The sequence below is a fragment of the Chitinophaga deserti genome (assembly GCF_003149455.1).
In the GTDB taxonomy this organism is placed as follows: domain Bacteria; phylum Bacteroidota; class Bacteroidia; order Chitinophagales; family Chitinophagaceae; genus Chitinophaga; species Chitinophaga deserti.
Genome location: NZ_QFFK01000014.1, coordinates 83,951 through 104,403, shown reverse-complemented (window position 1 = coordinate 104,403; position 20,453 = coordinate 83,951). Strand labels below are relative to the sequence as shown.

Here is a 20,453-nt window from a genome sequence, read left to right as displayed (position 1 = left end):
GGTTTTGCGAAGGAACTGGTAATTAACAAAAATATCTAAGGTATCGGGGGAACCAGATATGGGGAGATGTATTTACAAGTCTCTGGCCGGGAAGCGAAATGCTTCATCGGTATATCCGGTTATTTTTGCAATATTATGATGCAGTTCATTAATAACATAATTTTTTTAGGGAAATCATGATTTCCCTTGGTAAACGCACCAAAACGATCTGTGAAACTCCGGATTTATGTATCAGCTGAAGTTGAAATAGGTTTCCAGGGATAAGATACCTACCACCATGCCAACTGCATAACGGGCTATTTTTGAATGATTTATTTCATCTGCAGGCCATAGAACCGGGATGAGGAAGGGAACAATCTGGGCAATGTACCTGGAGCTGAAAAGGTGGGTTACCGCAAAATTGGAACATAATAATAACCCTGTTACTGCTATCAGGTAAACTTTAAATGGTGTTGCAACAGACTTATACATCCATACGAGCAGGCAGGCCATAAAGTATAAAGCAAGCACGCAAAGGAAGGGGGATATAATAAAAGGATACAGCTGCATAATGAAATCCGGCAGCACTTTCCCTAATGCCTTATTTAGCGGTGCGTATTCAAAATGGAACAAGGTAAGATTGAGTCCCAGGCAAATAATATACCCTGCAGCCAGCAGCCACACTATGGTTTTATTGAAAATAAACCAGCGTGGTGCAATAATAAGCGTGATAAGGGCCGCGTAGCCAAAACCGAGCAGTCCATGCCATATGCTGATGCCATGGCCTACAAATGCCTGCTGAGGCGGAGTAAAACCTTTCCATATCATAAATACGGGCACACTGATGGCCAGCGCTGTGAGGGAATATATGATTAATGTCACAACACGGATTCTTTCACCGCGGTAAAGATACAGACAGGCCATCAGCAGAGATGCCGGCACCAGTACCAGGAAAGGGGCGCGGCCTAGTATGCCTAATCCGGCGAATATGCCCGCAGCGAGTCCCAGCGCAAGGGACGGAACGGGTTTTTCCTGCTTCAGCGCAAACCAGAGTACAACCACAGAAAGGAAGCTGGCCAGCATACTGGGAATTTCTGTGAGTGCCATACCAGACACCTGCCACATTACCGGTGCAGCCAATGCGCAGAGTGCATATGTGAATGCAGTAAGATTATCTATTTTCCAGAGTTGCCGCATCAGAACGGCCAGTAAAGCAATGATGCCTCCCAGGAAGAATACATTGACCAGTCTTACACCCGGAGCCTGGAGGTGGGTGAGGGGGCGGAGGGGGCTATGAACAAACTGGTAAAGGGGGCCGGGTGCCTGGTCCTGCATTTCCAGCAGGAAGCGTTCTGTAAAGCCATAATCATCATATAATACAACATTGGCGAGGAAAAAAGGCTCGTCATGCAAAGGCGGCTGGCGGTGAAGCAGGGTAAGAATCAGGAGTATTAAGTATCCACTGATACCTGTGGCAAGTAATAACGTTTTTGGATTAAGATAACGTTTTATCATCTGGCACTATGATTATTAATGATTTAGTTGGGGATAGGCGGCGAAGATAGATAAAGGTATAGAATATATGTAATGAAAATAGGGAAAAAGCATTGTTCGCTAAACATTCAATGTCCATTTTTAAGCTTTCACCCAAAAAAAATTGACTTTCGCCAAATAAAGTAGGAGAGTAGTCAGATCTGTAATAATTTTACTCCCGTTGAGCATGATTAAACGAATTAAATTAATCATATCAACATATTAGAAAGTGAAAATTATATTGTAGATTTGACTTAATTAACCATTGTGGCATAACCCGCCTCCTCACCAGTATCCCCTGAAAAGCTTCAAATAATTTTATTGCCAGATCCGATCTAAAACCTTCTGCCGCTATTGATATTGCGCTAAGCGTTGATATAGCACTTTGATAAAACTTAAAAGAAAGAAGGTATGAAAAAGAAAGTAATGATAATTGATGATAGCGCGCCGATCAGAGTGTTGTTGGAAGTGATATTCAAAAAAGAGTACAATGTGGTATCTGCGCAAGATGGCCTCGCAGCAATGGCCTGGCTTTCCAAGGGGAATTCGGTAGACCTGATCGTAACTGATCTCGCTATGCCAAACATTAACGGATGGGAACTTGTGGAATACTTATCCGAGAGCCACCTCTACAAAAACATCCCTATCATGGTACTGAGCGGCAGCATTAACGATCAGTCAGAATCCGTGACCGGGCTCTTCCACAATGTGTACGATGTAATGCAGAAGCCTTTTAATCCTATTGAGTTGCTCGATCGTGTGAAAGCAATACTGGGCAAGCAGCTCCAGGTTGTTGCCTGATATACTTAGCAATGTTTAATACCCTGAATTATTCAACCGAATAGCATGAACATGAGTACACCCGTTATTGTGACACCCCTGAACACGGTAAAACAGAGTGCTGCCAAGAATGCAAATGATGCTGGCTCCCAGCTTGAAACCAGGCTGGTGCTTATTGTAGGCGCCGACCGCACTTCACCTGCTGAAGGCCCGGCATCCGGTAAGATGCATGAAGTTAAAGATACCGCTGAGGCACAGGCACTGATACTGCAGTTACTGAACCTCCACCGCCTGGTGCCTTCCGCAATCATCGCAAGAAATTCTTCGCTGACTGCGGAAGACTGCATGTCGTGGTCCCGTTTCTTTGATCTGCACCCCATCCTGCGCGCCATCCCGTTTTTCCTGCTGGTAAATGAAGTTACTGCCACTGAACAGGCCTTCGTTAAGCAGCATGGTTTTATCGATGAAATCCTTACCCCAGCCTGCATGCAGCAACACCTTTTCGCTAAGGTTGATTTTGTGAAGAAACTGAAAAGACTGCAGTCTGTACCCGGCATCACAGTGCCCCCGGCAAAAGAGATCAGGAAGAAGAACAGGATAGATGCATTCCTGAAGCGCAGCCTGGATATCACCGCATCATCTCTCGGACTGGTGGTTGCCAGCCCTGTAATGCTGCTGATTGCTATCCTCATCCGCCTGGAATCCAAAGGCCCGATATTTTATTCTTCCCTCCGTGCTGGAAGCAACTACCGTGTCTTTAAATTCTTCAAATTCAGAACTATGGTGCCTGACGCCGATAAGCAACTGGATAAGCTGAAACACATGAATCAGTATGATACCAACGGCAATGGCCCTACTTTCATAAAAGTTTCGAACGACCCGCGTATTACCAAACTTGGAAACTTTCTGCGCAACAGCAGTCTGGACGAGCTGCCTCAGCTTTTAAACGTACTCCGTGGCGATATGTCCCTGGTAGGCAACCGCCCCTTACCGCTGTACGAAGCTATTACACTTACTACTGACGACTGGGCCGAACGCTTTCTGGCACCTGCCGGAATTACCGGCCTGTGGCAGATCAGCAAACGCGGAAAAAAGGAAATGTCTGTTGAAGAGCGTATCAACCTGGATAAGGACTATGCCGCCAAACATTCTTTCACCTACGACATGTGGCTCATCGTGAATACGCCGTTTGCGCTTATTCAAAAAGATAATGTATAATGATCCTCCTTATTGAGATATTTTTACTTACCTACTTAACCGGATGCGTACTGTATAACTTGTTCTTTTCCATCGCCGGAAAATTAGTTAGACGCACGTCTTCCGCCAATCCCCCAACAGATATTTATAGCAAAGTGGCCATCCTGGTACCCGCATACAAAGAAGATGCGGTGATACTTTCCGTTGCCCGCAGCTATATGGAGCTCGATTATCCTTCTTCTAAATACGATGTTTGGGTGATTGCAGACTCCCTGCAACCCGAAACTCTCCGCCTGCTGGAAGCAGCAGAAGTAAATGTATTACCCGTATCATTCGAGAAAAGCACCAAAGCCAAGTCGCTCAACGCAGCGCTCGGCCAGCTCGATGACAGTTACGAACTCGTGCTGATCAGTGACGCAGACAATGTGCTGGCGCATGACTTTCTCCTGAAGGTGAATCAGTCGTACCAGCAGGGGCATCATGTGATTCAGGCACAACGGGTAGCCAAAAACATTGAAACACCATTTGCCGTCCTGGATACTGCGAATGAAATTATAGCCAACCATATTTACCGGAAAGGCAGCAATGCAGTGGGTTTATCTTCCTCTGTCATTGGCTCCGGGATGGTATTTCATTATCCCCTTATCAAATCCGTAATGGAGCAGATCGATGCAACGGGTGGATTTGACAAGGTACTGCAGCTGGAAATAGTGGCCCGTGGTTACCACATTCATTACCAGGAAGACGCGCTGATCTTCGATGAAAAAGTGGAGCATCCTGAGGCATTCAGCAACCAGCGGCGGAGATGGATATCCAGCCAGTTCCTGTATTTCAGGAGGTTCTGGAAACCCGGTGTAAAGATGCTGCTGAAGGGGAATGTGGATTATTTCAACCTCGCATTCTGCCACAACCTCATGTTGCCGCGGATGCTGCTGATTGCCGGTATCTGTTTCGTGGCAGCCTGCTCTTTTGTTTTCAGCAGCTACGTTCATATACCTTTATGGTACTGGGGTGCACTCTTCCTGATTAATGCACTGAGTCTCGCGCTGCCACTGCCCGCAATGTTCTACAGGAAATACCTGTTCACAGCGCTGCTGAACCTGCCAAAAGCCGTATGGATGATGGTTTTACTGCTTTTCAGGATAAAAGGAGCGAACAAGACTTTTATTCATACCCAACACAATAAAACCGATATCAATAATCCTTTGCTGAATGTTGCCAGAAAAAACTGAATACAGCCCCCTCGTTTCGATCGTTACGGTGAATTATAATAATGCCGCCGTAACCTGCGAACTGCTGCGCTCGCTTCTGGCTAACAGTTACCGGCAACTGGAAGTGATTGTAGTGGATAATGCATCCGTGGAAGACCCTACGGAAGCACTGCTGGCAATTTCACCATCTGTAAAGGTAATCCGGAATAAAGAAAACATGGGTTTTGCCGGCGGAAACAACGTTGGTATCAAAGCTGCCACAGGCGAATTCTACTTCCTGGTAAACAACGATACGGAGTTTACCGATGGACTGATAGAAGGCCTCCTGAATATATTCCGCCAGTATCCGGATGCCGGTATTGCCAGCCCCAAATTCCATTATTTCTTTCATAAAGGAACGATAGAATATGCGGGATACCATGGGGTGGACATCCTTACCGGACGCAACAGCATGATTGGTTGCCGTGAAAAGGACCAGGGGCAATATGATGAAGTAAAGGAAACGAACTATGCCCATGGCGGTGCCATGATGATCAGCAGGGAGGCACTTGAAAAAGTAGGCCTCATGCCCGAAGTATACTTCCTCTATTACGAAGAGTTCGACTGGTGCGAAATGTTCAAACGGAAGGGATACAAGGTCTATTACCAGTATAAGTCCCTGATCTATCACAAAGAGTCCATGACCACCGGGAAGAACAGTCCGCTCAAAACGTATTTCATTACGCGGAACAGGCTGCTCTTCATGCGCCGGAACATCAGTTTGCCACGGCGGCTGATTTTTATGGCCTATTTTTCTCTTTTAACAATCCCCAAAAACACCCTCAGCTTCCTCAGCCGCTGGGAGCTGGTTCATCTGAAAGCCTTCTGGCGTGGTGTTTTCTGGAATATCAGAAATTTTAAAAAAAGTAACGATTATGTGTGGAATAGCAGGGTTTATTGATTTTTCCGGGAAATCCACACAGGATACACTGGAACAAATGACGGACGTGCTGATGCACCGCGGGCCGAATGATGCGGGCTATGAATGCTTCCGCCAGGGTGATACCGTGGTAGGCCTCGGCCAGCGCCGCCTTTCGATCATAGACCTGTCCAGCTCCGGCCATCAGCCTATGCATTTTGGCCAGTACAACATCATTTTCAACGGCGAAGTATATAACTATAAAGAGATCAGGAAAGACCTGGAAGCCCAGGGATATGAATTCTTCTCCGGGTCAGACACGGAGGTGCTCCTCAAAGGCTATGCCTGCTGGGGAGAGAAGGTGGTAGACAGATGCATTGGCATGTTCGCATTCGTGATTCTGGACGCTGAGAAGAACGAAGTATTCATCTGCCGCGACCGGGCAGGTGTGAAGCCCTTGTACTACTACCGCAAAGACGGCCTCCTGTTGTTTGCATCAGAACTGAAAAGCTTCCACAAGCATCCCCGGTTTGAGAAAGAGATCGATGCCAACAGTGTTTCCCTCTTCCTCCAATACAGTTATATCCCCGCTCCTTATACCGTATTCAAAGATACCCGTAAGCTGCTGCCCGGGCATTATCTCCGCGTTAACCTGTTGACAGGCGAACCGCAGGAAGTGGCTTATTGGGATGTGCTGGATGCATACCGGAAACCGGCAACTAAAATGTCGGAACATGAGATTATTGCGCATACGCATTCGCTGATGAAAAGCGCCTATCAATACCGAATGGTGGCAGATGTGCCCGTGGGCGTGTTTTTAAGCGGGGGTTACGATAGTGCCAGCGTGGCGGCCATCCTCCAATCCGGCTCTGCAAACCGGATCAAGACCTTTACCATCGGGTACAAGGAAAGGCAGTGGGATGAATCCGCAGAAGCCAGAAAGATTGCGCGCCACCTGGGTACCGATCATACTGAATGGATCATTGGCCCGGAAGATGCCAAAGATGTACTGCACCACCTGCCTGAGATATACGATGAACCGTTTGCCGACAATTCTACCGTGCCTACCACACTGGTGAGCAGGCTGGCCAGCAAACAGGTGAAAGTAGCGCTTTCGGCAGACGGGGGAGATGAACTGTTTGCGGGATATAATAAATTCAACCAGGCCATCCGGTATACCAGCCAGTTCCCTCAAGGGATCCAGCGGATGATAAGCCGCGCTATGGGGTTGATTCCACCGGCTAATATCCCTTACTTCTCGAAGCAATACAATTTCGCTTCCCGCTATGAGAAAATGAAACTCATCTGGGCGGCAGGCAAGCCGCAACAGGCCCTGAAGTATATCAGCCAGTACCTCACGGAAAGTGAAGCATCGCATTATATGGGCGTACAAACCGACAGGTACAAGACTAATTTTGACCTGAACGGTGAGCTGAACAATATCGATGAATCGCTGAACAAGCTGCTGGCTATCGACTACCGTACTTTCCTCGTTGATAACAACCTGGTGAAGGTAGACAGGGCTACCATGAGCGTAAGCATAGAAGGCCGCGAACCCATGCTGGATCACCGGCTGGTTGAGTTCCTCGCCACTGTGCCCTCAGCGCTGAAAACCAAAGAGAACACGAACAAATACATTCTTAAAACGATCGTACACGAATACCTGCCCAAATCCATGATGGACCGGCCCAAACGGCCTTTCATCGCTCCGCTGCAGGAATGGTTCCGCGATGATCTGCGCGAGCAGATGCAATACTTCCTGTCGGAGGAAAGACTGAACAAAAGCGGTCTTTTCAATGGCGCACATGTGCAGGTATTGCTTAAAAACTACCTGGGTGGCGGTAAAGTAAGCCACCAGAAGTTATGGAACATACTGGTATTCCAGTTGTGGTACGACCGTTGGATGGAAAAGTTGTAAAATGGAAGTTACACGTAAAATAAGAGTGCTGCAAGCCATCCGCCAGGGTAAAATTGGTGGAGGAGAGAGCCATGTGCTTGACCTGGTCAGGTTCATGGACCGCTCGAGGTTTGAACCGGTGGTACTGTCTTTTACAGACGGGCCTATGGTAAGCCTGCTGCAGCAAATGAACGTTCCCGTACATGTAATCGCCAGTGAAAAGGCGTTCGATATCGGCGTCTGGAAGAAAGTGCGCAAATTTATGAAAGAGCAGCGGATCGATATTATACATGTACATGGCACCAGGGCCAACACCAATGTGATGTGGGCCGCTAGGCGCCTCCGCATTCCGCTGATCTATACGGTGCATGGCTGGTCTTTCCATGACGGGTTGCACCCGCTCATGAGAAAAGCCCGCATCCTGTCGGAGCAATTCATTACACGGAGAGCCCAGGCCAACATCTGTGTATCAGAATCTAACCGGCAGACAGGCCTTAAAACATTTGGCAAGTTTAATGCGGAAGTGATCAGAAACGGCATCAACCCCGAAAAGTTCAACCCTGCTGCGCAATTTCCTGATATTAAGGCTGCCTATGGCATACCGGAAGGTACATTGGTAGTAGGATACATTGCCCGGATGACGCTGCAGAAAGATCCTGAAGGGATGATACGCGGCTTTCATGAAGCGCTGAAAACTTTCCCACAAATGAAGTTGCTGATGGTAGGAGAGGGAGAACTGAAACAGGCAGCGATTGATACTGCCGCAGCATTGAACATCAGCGATAAAGTAATATTTGAGAATTTCAGGCAGGATGTTCCTGCTGTGTTGCAGGGGATTGACATCTATTGCCTGCCATCTCTCTGGGAAGGTTTCCCGATAGGAGTGCTGGAGGCGATGGCCATGGGGAAAACGGTTGTGGCCACTGATGTGGATGGAACACGGGAAGCGGTATCCCATGGCGAAAACGGTTGGCTCATTCCTCCTAAAGACACAGGCGCCCTTGCTGCTGCTATTGTTAAAATGGCGGAAGATAAAATCTTGCGGGAGCAGCTAAGCCAGGCTGCCATCAATACCGTCAGGGAGAAATACAATGTTTCCGGCATGACGCAGCGGATAGAAAACGTATACACCTCACTTTATAGCGCCAAAGCGCAATAATTAATCGGATATGACCCAGAAAATGATCACCTACGAATACGACCGCATTACGGATATCAAACGGCTTAAATTCATTGCCAGCCACCTTCAACAGGAAATCCCTGCCGGTGGCCGTGTATTGGATGTGGGTTGCGGTAATGGCGTAATCAGCCGCCACCTTGGCCAATTCGGATACGATGTACTTGGCATCGATATCAGCCAGAAAACGATCGACGTGGCACGGTCTAAAAACACGCTGCCAAACGTACGTTTTGAAGCCATTAGTGCAGAAGCGCTTACTGCTCAGGGGGAACGCTACGATGCCGTTATCTGCAGTGAAGTGCTCGAGCACCTCGACCGCCCCGGAGAATTGCTGAAAGTAATTTATGCTTCCCTGAAGGATAATGGACTGCTGGTGGTAACCGTTCCTAACGGCCAGGGCCCGCGCGAGCTCTGCGTAACCCGACCCATGCTGAAGGCGAGGAACCATCCCGCATTCTGGAAATTCATCAATAAAGTAAAAAGCACCCTCGGGTTTAAAGGAACCACCGTACAATCGCAGGCAGATAACCTGGATCACGTACAGTTCTTCACCCGCAAGGCGCTGCTGGATATTGCAAAAGAACATAACTACCGGATCATCAAGTTTGCTAAAACGAATTTTGTGGAAGACGTATTTCCGTTTTCGCTGCTGACAAAGCGGATAAAATTCCTGCAGAAACTGGATTGTGAGGTAGCTGAGATACTGCCTATCGGCTTAACCGGAGGATTTAACACCCTCTGGAAAAAGAAAGTATAGGCATTCCTAAGGTGTAGTATATAAAGGCCTCCCGTTTCGGGATGGCCTTTTTTTATGCCATCACACAGTTAATATACTATCAGAAATGCCATTAAACTAATATAGTATAAAAAATAATCAATTCATTGACAGTCAATCGATTGTACTACCATCTTTTTGCAAAACTCCCTCCAGACGTGGCTTGCGCTATAGGTTGGATGGAGGATGGTAGAAGGATGGTAGAAGGATGGATGAAGGTTTGATGGAGGCTGAATAAGGTCTAAATAGCCTCTTTTTGGTATAATATTAACGGAAAGATATGGAAAACAAGAAGCAGCCTCTTTTATGGGAAGCGGCTTCTTGCTTATTGTAGCCTGGCGTCAATTATATCGAGTATACCAGGGTCTTTGTCTGTATCAAATTTGCGGGCCAGCAGGAGGGGGCTGGCCATCATCTTGTCAATATCATCTGCCCCCAGATTTTTGGGATGTTCTTTACCGGCCGACCAGTCTATGTAATGAAGGTCGTACCCGGTAACAGCGTCGCGGTAGGGACTGTTCATCAGGAGGGTTTGAAAAATAAACTCATCTGGGCCCCAGGTAAATTTAAAGAACCTGGAAATGGAGGGGTTTGCCTTGATGTGATCCAGCAGGTAATTCATACAATCCAGGGTGAGTGACCACCATTGGGAGCCTGAGTACAGGCGCATACCCATGGGTGGTTTGCGGGCCGGCATCAGTTTGGTAAACAATTGCGCCAGCCTGAATTTACCGGGGAAGTTATATTCTACGAGGTGATAATTACTGGTTTTGGATAACATCGGTTGCAGTTCCGCATCAGATATCAGCCCGATATATTGAAGATCTGAAGGTCTGGTCAGGAATTCGTAGATCGCTGCGGCTGGTTTTATGATGTAATCCTGTCCGCTTGTCATCGTTACATAGGTATACTTTATGCCTGAAGCGCGTACAGCTTCCATGCAATGTAACGTGGCTTTCACCATGCTATAGCCCGCCCACTTGATGTCTGTCCGTGGTTGTACCGTGAAGACCTGCGGGAGAGAAAGCACCGGTTCCCATACTGCGATATCGCATTTGGCATCGATATGTACATAGCAGTCAATACCGGGATGCGCCAGTTTCTTCAGCAGGCGTTCGAGTTGAGCGGGATTGCGGTGGGCAAGTATGATAAAGGCGGTCTTCATGCAGTTATTGTGAAATTTTAAGCACTTTCTTGGTTAGCTGGCGGAACTCGCTCCATCCATAGCGCCAGATATCCGCAAAGTTAACTTCCGTGTGCTTTTTCATGATGTAATACCCGTAACCCACGGCAAAAATTATGTGTAAGAAACCGGCGATAGCTACTGAGATAATATTGGGGAACAGCCATGTGAGAACAACGGCAAAAAATGCATTCAGCACAAGTTTGAGCATATTCTTGTAGAAGTTCACTTTCGGCAGGTTCATCATGTCGAGCGTAACCCCGTTAAAGCGGTCAATAGGCCAGAGGATGGCGGTGAGCAGTGTAATGCGCACCACATGTCTGGCTTCGAGATATTCCCGGTCGGCCAGCAATACAATAAGCGGTTCTGTAAACAGGAGCATTCCTATGATACAGGGTATGATCAGGATGGTTACTGTGCCCGTGTACCGGCAAAAGGCTACAGCAACTGCCCTGGAATCGTTCCGGTTAGCGGCGGCAGAAATGGTGGGCTGGGCGGTAGCTACGAAACTGCGGAGAAGAATTTCTATCACTTCCATGAACTTCTGGGGAATGCTGAACAGGGCAACTTTGGCAGAACCGAGCATGGTGAGGATCACCATCTGGTTCGTATAGTTGATCAGCGAAGATGAAATGATGCTGCCGATAATTAACCTGCCATAGACATACAGTTCCTTTGCCTGTTGTTTTGTACGGAATGCGAGTTGGCGAATGCCGGTCCATTTACGGGCAAGACAATATATGCCAGACAGGATCATGGAAGCAGCGTAGGCATATAGTACAAATGGCAAAGTAATCTTATCTGCCAGCCACAAAACACCTACGAGTACCAGGAAGCTGCCATTCTGGGCAATACGGATATAAACGATCTGGTGAAAGCGGTTTTCAGCCTGTAACACCCAGGTGGCAAAGTTCATGGGCAGCGAAAACAGGGTAAGGATACCCAACCAGGGAATGAAGAACCGCCAGCTGGGGTCCAGGTAGGGGGCAACGGTGAATGTGGCGGCTAAGGACAAAACCACATATCCGGCAGTTAACAGGAGCGCCACATGCCAGGCTGCACCAGCCACGGTACGGGCAGTTTGCGCATCAGCTCCGGAATAAAACTTGATAAGCCCCGATTGCAGCAAACCGGTACGCACCTGGTCCATTATATTGTACGTAGTGGTAAATATCACCCAGATACCGAAATCCGTAAGGCTCAGTAATCTTACAAGAATGGCAAACGACAATACGTTGAAAAAAGCCGAAACAACGTTTCCCAAAAGGGATAGAAACTGTTTGTTGCGTAAAACGGAAAACAGGCCAGACAGCATGAAATTATTTAAGTCTAAAAGGTAAACTTAGTTGTCAGACGGCTCATCAAAGGAAGGGTTAAAAACATTTCGACACAGGAAGTCGTTATGGGCGCAAGTTATAAATTATTGTAAAATCATACGCAATAAATAATAAATAAAAAATCACAGGGTTGATTTGCAATAGGTTAGGAATGCATAATTAAATAATTTATAGCCAATCATAATGTATATGAGATTTTTTTCCTATTTGTTTTAGAAAAATTTGTTTCTTTGTAACGATATACAACAGTAAGGGAATTTGTGTCGTCGTATTTAGCTGCTCCTTACTTTAAAAATTACCATACACGGTCCATACCAAGAAAAACCTCTGTGCGTGAAGCAATTTGACTTATGTAGGAAGTGGCTTGGCCGCTGCTTCTGGTATCTTACGATAGCCCTTAGCCCTGGAGCGTTCGCGCAACAGGTTCCGAAAACGATCCCTGCCCCCTTTACCATCAACAATATGACGGGGTATTATGAGGCATTACCTGCCGATTATGCCACCAGCGGTAAGCCCCACCCACTCATCATTTTCCTGCATGGGAGAGGTGAACTGGCCGGTACATCTGCAACATCGGTCACCAGTAGCGTAACTAACACTGCTTTGCCCAAATACATCAAGGATGGTAAGTTCCCGGCGTCGTTTACTGTAAACGGTCAAACTCACTCATTCATTGTAATATCACCGCAGTTTAAAGGATGGCCGGGTTCCGGTGAAGTATTCCAGTTACTGAAATACCTCAAAACCTATTATCGCATAGATACCAACCGTATCTACATCACCGGTCTTAGTATGGGTGGTGGTGTAGCCTGGGGGGCATTGTCAGAAAACGCTGATTCCGCCAAACAGATAGCCGCAGCAGTGGTGATTTGCGGCGCATGGGACCCTTCCGGCGTTCCCCAGCTCCCGCCCAGAATCGCTGCGAATAATACCCCTGTTTTCGCAACGCATAATAATCTGGATAATATGGTTCCTTTATCCTACTCCGAAGGCTGGGTGAATGGTATCAACAAAGCTATACCTGGAACTAAATATCCTGCAAGGCTCACGGTCTGGACTTCCACCTCCCATGATGCCTGGACAAAAACATATGATCCAAATTATAAGGACCCTGAAACAGGCCTGAACGTTTACGAATGGATGCTCCAGTATAGTAAAGGTACTACATCGGTTCCGCCGCCAACCGGTTCCGGGGGCAAACGCATTACTATCAGAACGACCGGCCCCAACGTTATTTATTACGATAATCCCATGACCCAGTTGGGCATAAATCCCGGTGATACACTTTGTATCCCTCCCGGCGATTATGAATATATCCATTTCGCTAAACTGACAGGTACTGCAGAGAAGCCAATTGTAATTACGAACTGCGGCGGACTTGTAAGGGTAGGGGTGAACAGTTCGGCTACTGCCGCCAGCTTTGTTTTCAATACCAGCAAACACATTAAAGTAGAAGGAACCGGCGCACCGGCAATCAAATACGGCTTCGACGTAAATGGTACAAATAAGAACGGCCAGAAAATGTTCGGGGCGTTTTTCGGAAGCGGTACTACTGATTTCGAGGTGCATCACATCTATATCCACGATGCAGGCATGTTCCTGCAGGCAAAAACTATTCAGCAGTGCGACCATCCGGAGTGGCTGGATCCCGTATTCACCATGCGGAATGTAAAGATTCACGACCTGCTTTGCCGTAACTCGGCATGGGAAGGCTTCTACATTGGTAATACGCATTACCTGTGGTCGTCCGGAACCTGTACGGATCTTGCCTCCCACCGCATAGAAAACATCCAGGTATATAACAATGACCTGGAGAACATGGGTAGCGACGGTATGCAAATCTCCGTGGCAGACAAAGGCGATAACCGCATTTACGGCAACCGCGTCGTGAATTATGCCATGATGAAGAACAGTCCCCATGGTTACGGTATCCTTTCCGGCGGCGGCAGCGCGCTTCGCATTTATAATAACTTCGTCAGCAAAGGGTATAATTCTGCCATCGAGATATTTGGTGCAGGTATCAATCACGTTTACAACAACGTGATCACTGACATCAAGTTTGAAGGGATCAACGTATCTGACAAGAACCTATTTGCGCCTGCCACGGCATACATCTACAATAATACCATCATCAGAACAGGCGTCAACGGACTCAAAATCTATGCAGACCAGACCACGCTTGGCCATAAAGTATATAACAACCTGGTGATTGCCCCCGGCACTGCGTGGGACCGTCCACTGAACGGTTACTACATTCAGGGTTCCAAACCGGTACTTTACGATTTTGCCAATAACCAAAATTACAAGACACTGGAAGAAGCTGGATTCCTGGATCCCAATAGCGGCAACTTCAGGCTGAAAGCAGGATCCGGTGCAATTGATGCCGGCCGCAACATGGCTGATCTTGGACTAACTGCTGACTTCGATGGTACTGCCCGCCCTTACAACAATACGTTTGACGTAGGTGCTTTCGAATATAATAGCAGCGTGCCTGCGCAATTTACCATTGCGAATGCCGGCAAAGATCAACTGATCGCTCTGCCCACTACAAGCATAACCCTTACCGGCAGCGCCACTACCACCAACGGTGGTACTATTTCTTCCTATAACTGGAAGAAAGTAAGTGGGCCTAATCAGGGAACAATTACCAATGCTAATGCTGCCACTACGCAGGTTACCGGAATGGTAGCAGGCACGTACGTGTTTGAATTAAAAGCAACAAACAATGCAGGAGGGTCTGCCACTGATATGATTACCGTATCTGTGCTTACTTCCGCCAATAAACCTCCTGTGCCTACAGCCGGGGGAGATGTTGTGCTGACGCTGCCTTCCAACGCAACTCAACTGACAGGCAGTTTCTCCCTCGACCCTGATGGTGTAATCGTTTCATATGTCTGGGAAAAAATCAGCGGGCCGTCAGCAGGAGCTATACTCGATCTGAATGCCAGCAATACTGATCTCTCCGGTTTAACTGCCGGTGTATATGTATACCGCCTTACGGTAGTAGATAACGGTGGACTGACAGCTTCCGATGAAGTGACCATCACTGTTCAGGGCGCCACCACCAACAAGCCTCCGGTAGCAAAAGCCGGAGCAGATCAATCGGTAAGGATGCCCGTAAGCACCATTGTACTGGACGGTAGCGCCTCTGCTGATCCTGATGGCACTATTGCTTCTTACTCCTGGAAAAAGATCAGTGGTCCGGAAGCGCCGGTACTGGCAACGCCTTCCGCTGCCAAAACCAATGTAACCACCTTTACGGTTTCCGGTGAATACGTATTTGAACTCACTGTTAAAGACAACGAGAATACAACTGCCACCGATCAGGTTAAAATCACCGTAACGGCGGAAGATGTGCCTCCTGTGGCTAAAGCCGGTAACGATCAGACCGCGAGATTACCTGTGACTACACTGGCACTCGACGGCAGCGGTTCTACAGATGCCGACGGCCCCATTGCATCTTATTCCTGGAGAAAGGTGAGCGGTCCTGCAGGTGGTACCCTCACTACTCCCTCAGCTGCAAAAACTAACGTAACTGACCTGACAATTGCAGGTGAGTATGTATTTGAGCTGACTGTAAAAGACAATAATAACGCAACAGCAACGGACCAGGTGAAGATTACTATCACAGCGGCCAATGTTCCGCCGGTTGCTAACGCGGGAACTGATATCTCCATCACATTACCTGTAAGCTCAGTTGTACTGGATGCCAGTGGTTCAAACGATGCTGATGGTAACATTACATCATATGCCTGGAGGAAAGCTTCAGGTCCTGCTGCGGGTGGCACTTCTATTCCTGCCACTGCCCAGCCGGAGGTAACCGGACTGGCAGAAGGAACCTACTCCTTTGAAGTAACTGTAACTGATAATGATGGCGCCACGCATACTGATGCAGTAACAGTGACGGTATTATCAGCACCCAATGAGGCTCCGGTGGCCGATGCGGGTGTGGATCAATCCATCTCACTCCCCGTTTCTTCTGCAACACTGGATGCCCGTGCTTCCAGAGATGCTGACGGTACTATTACATCATATACCTGGAGGAAACTTTCCGGCCCTGCAGCGGGTGGCACTTCAATTGCCGCTACGTCACAACCGGAAGTAACCGGCCTGGTAGAAGGAGTTTATCTTTTCCAGTTAACGGTGACTGATAACGATGGCGCCACAAATACAGACGAGGTTACGGTAACTGTATTATCTGCCCCCAACGTGGCCCCTGTGGCCGACGCGGGTGCAAACCAGACTATTACGCTTCCTGCTTCCTCCGTGGTGCTGGATGGCCGTGGTTCCCGAGATACTGACGGCAATATTGCCACTTATGCATGGAGAAAGCTTTCCGGCCCCTCCGCAGGCGGAACTTCCATCCCGGCTACAGCACAACCTACTGTGACCGGCCTCGTGGAAGGAACATATGTATTCCAGCTGACGGTTACCGATAACGACGGAGCCACGCATTCAGACGAAGTATCTGTGACCGTTTTAGCAGCACCCAATGTACCTCCGGTAGCAAATGCAGGAGCGAACCAAACCATTACTCTACCGGTTGCCTCAGTTGTGCTGGATGCCCGTGGCTCCAGAGACAGTGATGGCAGCATCACCACATATGCATGGAGAAAGGTATCAGGCCCCTCTGCTGGCGGCGCATCTATCCCCGGAACTGCCCAACCCAATGTTACGGGACTGGTGGAAGGAACCTATGTTTTCCAGCTGACGGTAACGGATAATAAAGGCGCAACTAATTCCAGCGAAGTAACGGTAACCGTACTTGCTGAACCGAATACACCTCCTGTTGCCAATGCCGGCGTAAATCAAAGCATTACATTGCCCACATCCTCCACTTCGCTCGACGGTAGCGGTTCTACGGATGGAGACGGCTCTATCACCCAATATGCCTGGCGGAAGATTTCCGGTCCGGCAGACGGGCTCATTCTTTCTGCATCTACCGCCAGAACGGATGTTACCGGGTTGAACACTGCAGGTACTTATGTGTACGAACTGACAGTAACGGACAACAGGGGCGCTACTCATGCTGCCCGCGTTACAGTAACGGTGCAGCCTCAGCCTAACCAGAGTCCCATAGCTTCCATCGACGGGGAAACAACCATTCGCCTGCCGCTGGACTATGTATTCCTCGATGGTATTAACTCCCGCGACCCGGATGGAGCCATTACGGGTTACCAGTGGAGAATGGTGAGCGGTCCGGGTATTGCCGAATTCTCACGCCCCGATAAGAATCAGACCCGCGTTTCGGGCCTGGCGGAAGGGGTATACGAAATCGAGCTGACAGTTACGGACAATCTTGAAGCAACTGCCAAAACCACTCACCGCATAACCGTGCTGAAAGCGGAAGATAATACGGAAGAAAATCCTTTTACGGTATATCCTAATCCTGCCGTGTCTTACGTACGGGCCAGGATGATAGACCCTATCGGCGGAGAATTGATCATAACGATCTACGACGATATGGGAAGGGTTGTGAAAGTGCTGAAAGATAAATCGGATCCGCACACGGTGTACCAGAGAGAGATCTCTATTGAAGAGCTCCGTACAGGAACTTACTTACTGGAGCTGCGGAGCAACAACCAGAAATGGGTACGCCGTTTCGTTAAAGTAGCACATTAATTGTTTTTCATCGTATGCCGGATGGCGTCGTAAAGGGCGCCTACAGAACTTTCCCAGGTATGTGAGCGCGCGAAGCTGATTCGCGCATTCGCTGCCTGGGAATTGTTTTCCTGCATAGCCCGTTCGATGAGGGGAACATAATCTGCCGGCGTAGGAGCCAGGTAGGTATGATCCTTAAACAGCTGCATGGTTGCGGTAGCTGTGGCAACAACAGGTTTTCCCATTGCCAGGTATTCATCCACTTTCAGCGGGTAATTGCCTTCCGTGACAGGATTGAGTACCTGGGGGTTGATGCAGACATCGAAGTAGTGCATATAGGAGGGAAGCTCACTCATGGGTTTGCGTCCGGTAAAGATCACATTGGGCTGCCTGTGAAGTTCAGAGGCCTGAAAAACCTCATCTTCCGGTCCAACCAGTACAATATTCCAGTCAGGCCTTTCCTGCGAAATACGGAGCAGAATACCGGGGTCGAGGCGCATAGCGGTTAGTGCCCCCACATATCCTACTACAGGGCCGGTAAGGCCTTCCAGCTCAGCAGGTTTGGTGTATGCAGCTGCAGGATCGAAGAGCGAGAGCTCGCAGCCCTGGCCAATATAGTGACTGTTGGGATTATATTGCTTAAGCCTGTCTGCCAGAAACAACGAATTAGCCACCGCCACATCTGCTTTGGCAATGAGTTCCGGCTCTACCCGGGGGGCATGTTTTTTCCACCAGTCCATCGCCGCCACGTTATCCCGGCTGTAATAAACGTACATGGCCGGTTTAAGCAATTCCTTGAGATGCAGGCCCCGGAAGATATCATTGTCGTTGAAAAGGATAACATCCCTGAATCCCAGCTCCTTTACAGCTTTCTGAATGCAGTCGGCATACCGGCGTCCGTTGATCCTGTTGAAGAAGTTGAATATACCGGCAGAAGGCAGCCAGTTAATGGATTCCAGCATCCTCGAGGGGTAGAAGTTCCAGAAGTTATCACTGATTTTCAGCAGGGCGGGCTCCTGGCCTTTCCGTATCCGGATATGCCGGGCAATGTCGGGATCATTCCCGTTGCGCAGCACGGTACGCCTGTCGAGCGGGGAATTGATATACAATACACGGTTGTGGCGCGAAAGCTCCAGGGCGATGTTTTTACAATTGCTGCCGATTGGCGTATACCAGGGCTGAAGCCCTACAATGATGATGTCTCTGTTAGAAATTACGGGCACGGTTAGATGTATTTGGGAAGGCCGTTCAGGGGAAGATGGTCAAAATTAACAGGCAGTAAAGGTAGTCGTTTTTCCGGAAAATCGCCATGTCCCCGTTTTTACGTAACTTTTAACCCTTGTAAACCCAATAGTTATGGCAGAAGAAACAATTGATATACGGTCACTTACGGCGGATGATTACCGCGACCTCAAAGAATCGATGATGAGCGCGTATGCAGATATGCCCGGCAGCTACTGGCGTGAAGGAACTATTCAGCGGCTGATTTCCCTTTTCCCGGACGGGCAGATCGCGGTAACCGTAAACGGCAAAGTAGTGGGCTGCGCACTGTCCATAATCGTGGATTATGAAAAGTTCGGCGACGATCATACATATGAGCAGATTACAGGGTACTACACTTTCAATACCCATAATCCCAAAGGCGATACGCTTTATGGCATAGAAGTATTCGTACATCCCGATTACCGGGGCAAGCGGCTGGCCCGCCGTCTTTATGATGCCCGCAAGGCGCTTTGTGAGAACCTCAACCTCGAAGGGATCGTAGCCGGGGGGCGAATTCCCAACTATGAGAAGTATGCTGACCTGATGACTCCGCGTATTTATATTGAGAAGGTGATGGATAAGGAGATTTATGATCCCACACTCACTTTCCAGTTCAGTAATGATTTTATCGTGAAGAAGGTATTACGGAATTACCTCCCGAACGACACCTCTTCCAAAGGCTTCGCCACATTACTGCAATGGTTCAATATCTATTACGAAAAAGACCGTGACACCATCCGCTATAACAAATCCACCGTGCGCATAGGCTTGGTACAATGGCAAATGCGTACTTACGGATCTATGGACGGCCTCCTCCAGCAGGTGGAGTTTTTCGTGGATGCGGTGAGTGATTACGAAGCCGACTTCGTAGTGTTCCCGGAATTCTTCAACGCCCCGCTCATGCTGGAGTTCAATCAGCTGGACCCCGCAGCCGCTATCCGCGGACTGGCGAAGTATACCGATTTCCTCCGGGAGAAGTTCTCGGAAATGGCGAAGAGTTATAACGTTAATATCATCACGGGAAGCATGCCTATCGTGATCGATGAGCTGTTGTACAACATATCCTACATCTGCCGCCGCGATGGCACCTGGGATTCTTTCCGGAAAATCCACCCCACGCCCAGTGAGGTGTATAGCTGGGGCATGAAGGGCGGGAGCGAAGTGAAGGTGTTTGATACCGATTGCGGGAAGATAGGTATCCTGATCTGCTATGATGTAGAGTTTCCTGAGCTGAGCCGCATCCTGGCGCAGCAGGGGATGCAGATATTATTTGTGCCATTCCTCACGGATACCCAGAACGGCTATAACCGGGTACGCTTCTGTGCCCAGGCGCGTGCTATCGAGAATGAATGCTATGTGGCCATAGCCGGTTGTGTGGGCAATCTGCCACGTGTAAATAATATGGATCTTCAATACGCTCAATCTGCTGTACTGACGCCTTCCGATTTCGCGTTCCCGGTTACGGGGGTGAAGGCGGATGCTACGCCCAATACAGAAATGATTGTGGTGGCGGATGTGGATCTTGTTTTACTCAAAGAACTGCATGCATTTGGAAGCGTGCAGAATCTGAAGGATCTTCGCTCGGATTTATACGAAGTTATCACAAAGAAAAAGTAGTT

13 protein-coding genes are annotated in these 20,453 nt (G+C 48.5%); 9 read left to right on the top strand and 4 right to left on the bottom strand.

Annotated elements, in window-relative coordinates; all coding sequences use genetic code 11:
* Nucleotides 1-231: 231 nt before the first annotated feature.
* Nucleotides 232-1,494, bottom strand: a complete 1,263-nt coding sequence (locus DEV76_RS24355; RefSeq protein WP_109700563.1) for a hypothetical protein — start codon at nucleotides 1,492-1,494, stop codon at nucleotides 232-234.
* Nucleotides 1,495-1,938: 444 nt separating this feature from the next.
* Between DEV76_RS24355 and DEV76_RS24350 the strand changes: the two genes are divergently transcribed.
* From DEV76_RS24350 to DEV76_RS24320, 7 genes are read left to right on the top strand one after another with little or no spacing between them, the layout of a single operon-like run.
* On the top strand, nucleotides 1,939-2,313 hold the full coding sequence (locus DEV76_RS24350; RefSeq protein ID WP_157963088.1) for a response regulator: 375 nt from the start codon (nucleotides 1,939-1,941) through the stop codon (nucleotides 2,311-2,313).
* 45 nt (nucleotides 2,314-2,358) lie between these two features.
* Complete coding sequence (locus tag DEV76_RS24345) at nucleotides 2,359-3,510, top strand: sugar transferase (protein WP_232827036.1); 1,152 nt, start codon at nucleotides 2,359-2,361, stop codon at nucleotides 3,508-3,510.
* Nucleotides 3,510-4,721 (top strand): glycosyltransferase, encoded by a 1,212-nt coding sequence (locus DEV76_RS24340; protein WP_109700561.1) that lies wholly within the window; start codon nucleotides 3,510-3,512, stop codon nucleotides 4,719-4,721. Before DEV76_RS24345 ends, DEV76_RS24340 begins: the two co-directional genes overlap by 1 nt.
* A complete protein-coding gene (locus tag DEV76_RS24335) occupies nucleotides 4,702-5,640 on the top strand; it encodes a glycosyltransferase family 2 protein (protein ID WP_109700560.1) in 939 nt (312 codons plus the stop codon). The genes DEV76_RS24340 and DEV76_RS24335 overlap by 20 nt, the downstream gene beginning before the upstream one ends.
* On the top strand, nucleotides 5,615-7,516 hold the full coding sequence (gene asnB, locus DEV76_RS24330; protein WP_109700559.1) for an asparagine synthase (glutamine-hydrolyzing): 1,902 nt from the start codon (nucleotides 5,615-5,617) through the stop codon (nucleotides 7,514-7,516). Before DEV76_RS24335 ends, asnB begins: the two co-directional genes overlap by 26 nt.
* A gap of 1 nt (nucleotide 7,517) precedes the next feature.
* A complete protein-coding gene (locus DEV76_RS24325) occupies nucleotides 7,518-8,654 on the top strand; it encodes a glycosyltransferase family 4 protein (protein ID WP_109700558.1) in 1,137 nt (378 codons plus the stop codon).
* A 10-nt stretch (nucleotides 8,655-8,664) separates the two neighbouring features.
* Entirely contained in the window at nucleotides 8,665-9,432 is a 768-nt protein-coding gene (locus tag DEV76_RS24320) for a class I SAM-dependent methyltransferase (protein WP_109700557.1), read from the top strand.
* A gap of 343 nt (nucleotides 9,433-9,775) precedes the next feature.
* On the opposite strand, the gene DEV76_RS24315 is transcribed toward DEV76_RS24320, so the two are convergent.
* The gene (locus DEV76_RS24315) at nucleotides 9,776-10,615 is read right to left on the bottom strand and encodes a beta-1,6-N-acetylglucosaminyltransferase (protein ID WP_109700556.1); all 840 of its coding nucleotides are present in this window, start codon (nucleotides 10,613-10,615) and stop codon (nucleotides 9,776-9,778) included.
* Nucleotides 10,616-10,619: 4 nt separating this feature from the next.
* Nucleotides 10,620-11,948 carry a lipopolysaccharide biosynthesis protein gene (locus DEV76_RS24310; protein WP_109700555.1) on the bottom strand — a complete coding sequence of 443 codons (1,329 nt, stop codon included), beginning with the start codon at nucleotides 11,946-11,948 and terminating at the stop codon, nucleotides 10,620-10,622.
* A 355-nt stretch (nucleotides 11,949-12,303) separates the two neighbouring features.
* On the opposite strand from DEV76_RS24310, the gene DEV76_RS24305 reads away from it, so the two are divergent.
* Complete coding sequence (locus tag DEV76_RS24305; RefSeq protein ID WP_157963086.1) at nucleotides 12,304-17,592, top strand: PKD domain-containing protein; 5,289 nt, start codon at nucleotides 12,304-12,306, stop codon at nucleotides 17,590-17,592.
* Here DEV76_RS24305 and DEV76_RS24300 read toward each other — a convergent pair.
* A complete protein-coding gene (locus tag DEV76_RS24300; protein WP_109700553.1) occupies nucleotides 17,589-18,794 on the bottom strand; it encodes a glycosyltransferase in 1,206 nt (401 codons plus the stop codon). The two genes, DEV76_RS24305 and DEV76_RS24300, sit on opposite strands and share 4 nt — an antisense overlap.
* 133 nt (nucleotides 18,795-18,927) lie before the next feature.
* Between DEV76_RS24300 and DEV76_RS24295 the strand changes: the two genes are divergently transcribed.
* Nucleotides 18,928-20,451 carry a GNAT family N-acetyltransferase gene (locus tag DEV76_RS24295; RefSeq protein ID WP_109700552.1) on the top strand — a complete coding sequence of 508 codons (1,524 nt, stop codon included), beginning with the start codon at nucleotides 18,928-18,930 and terminating at the stop codon, nucleotides 20,449-20,451.
* Nucleotides 20,452-20,453: the final 2 nt, after the last annotated feature.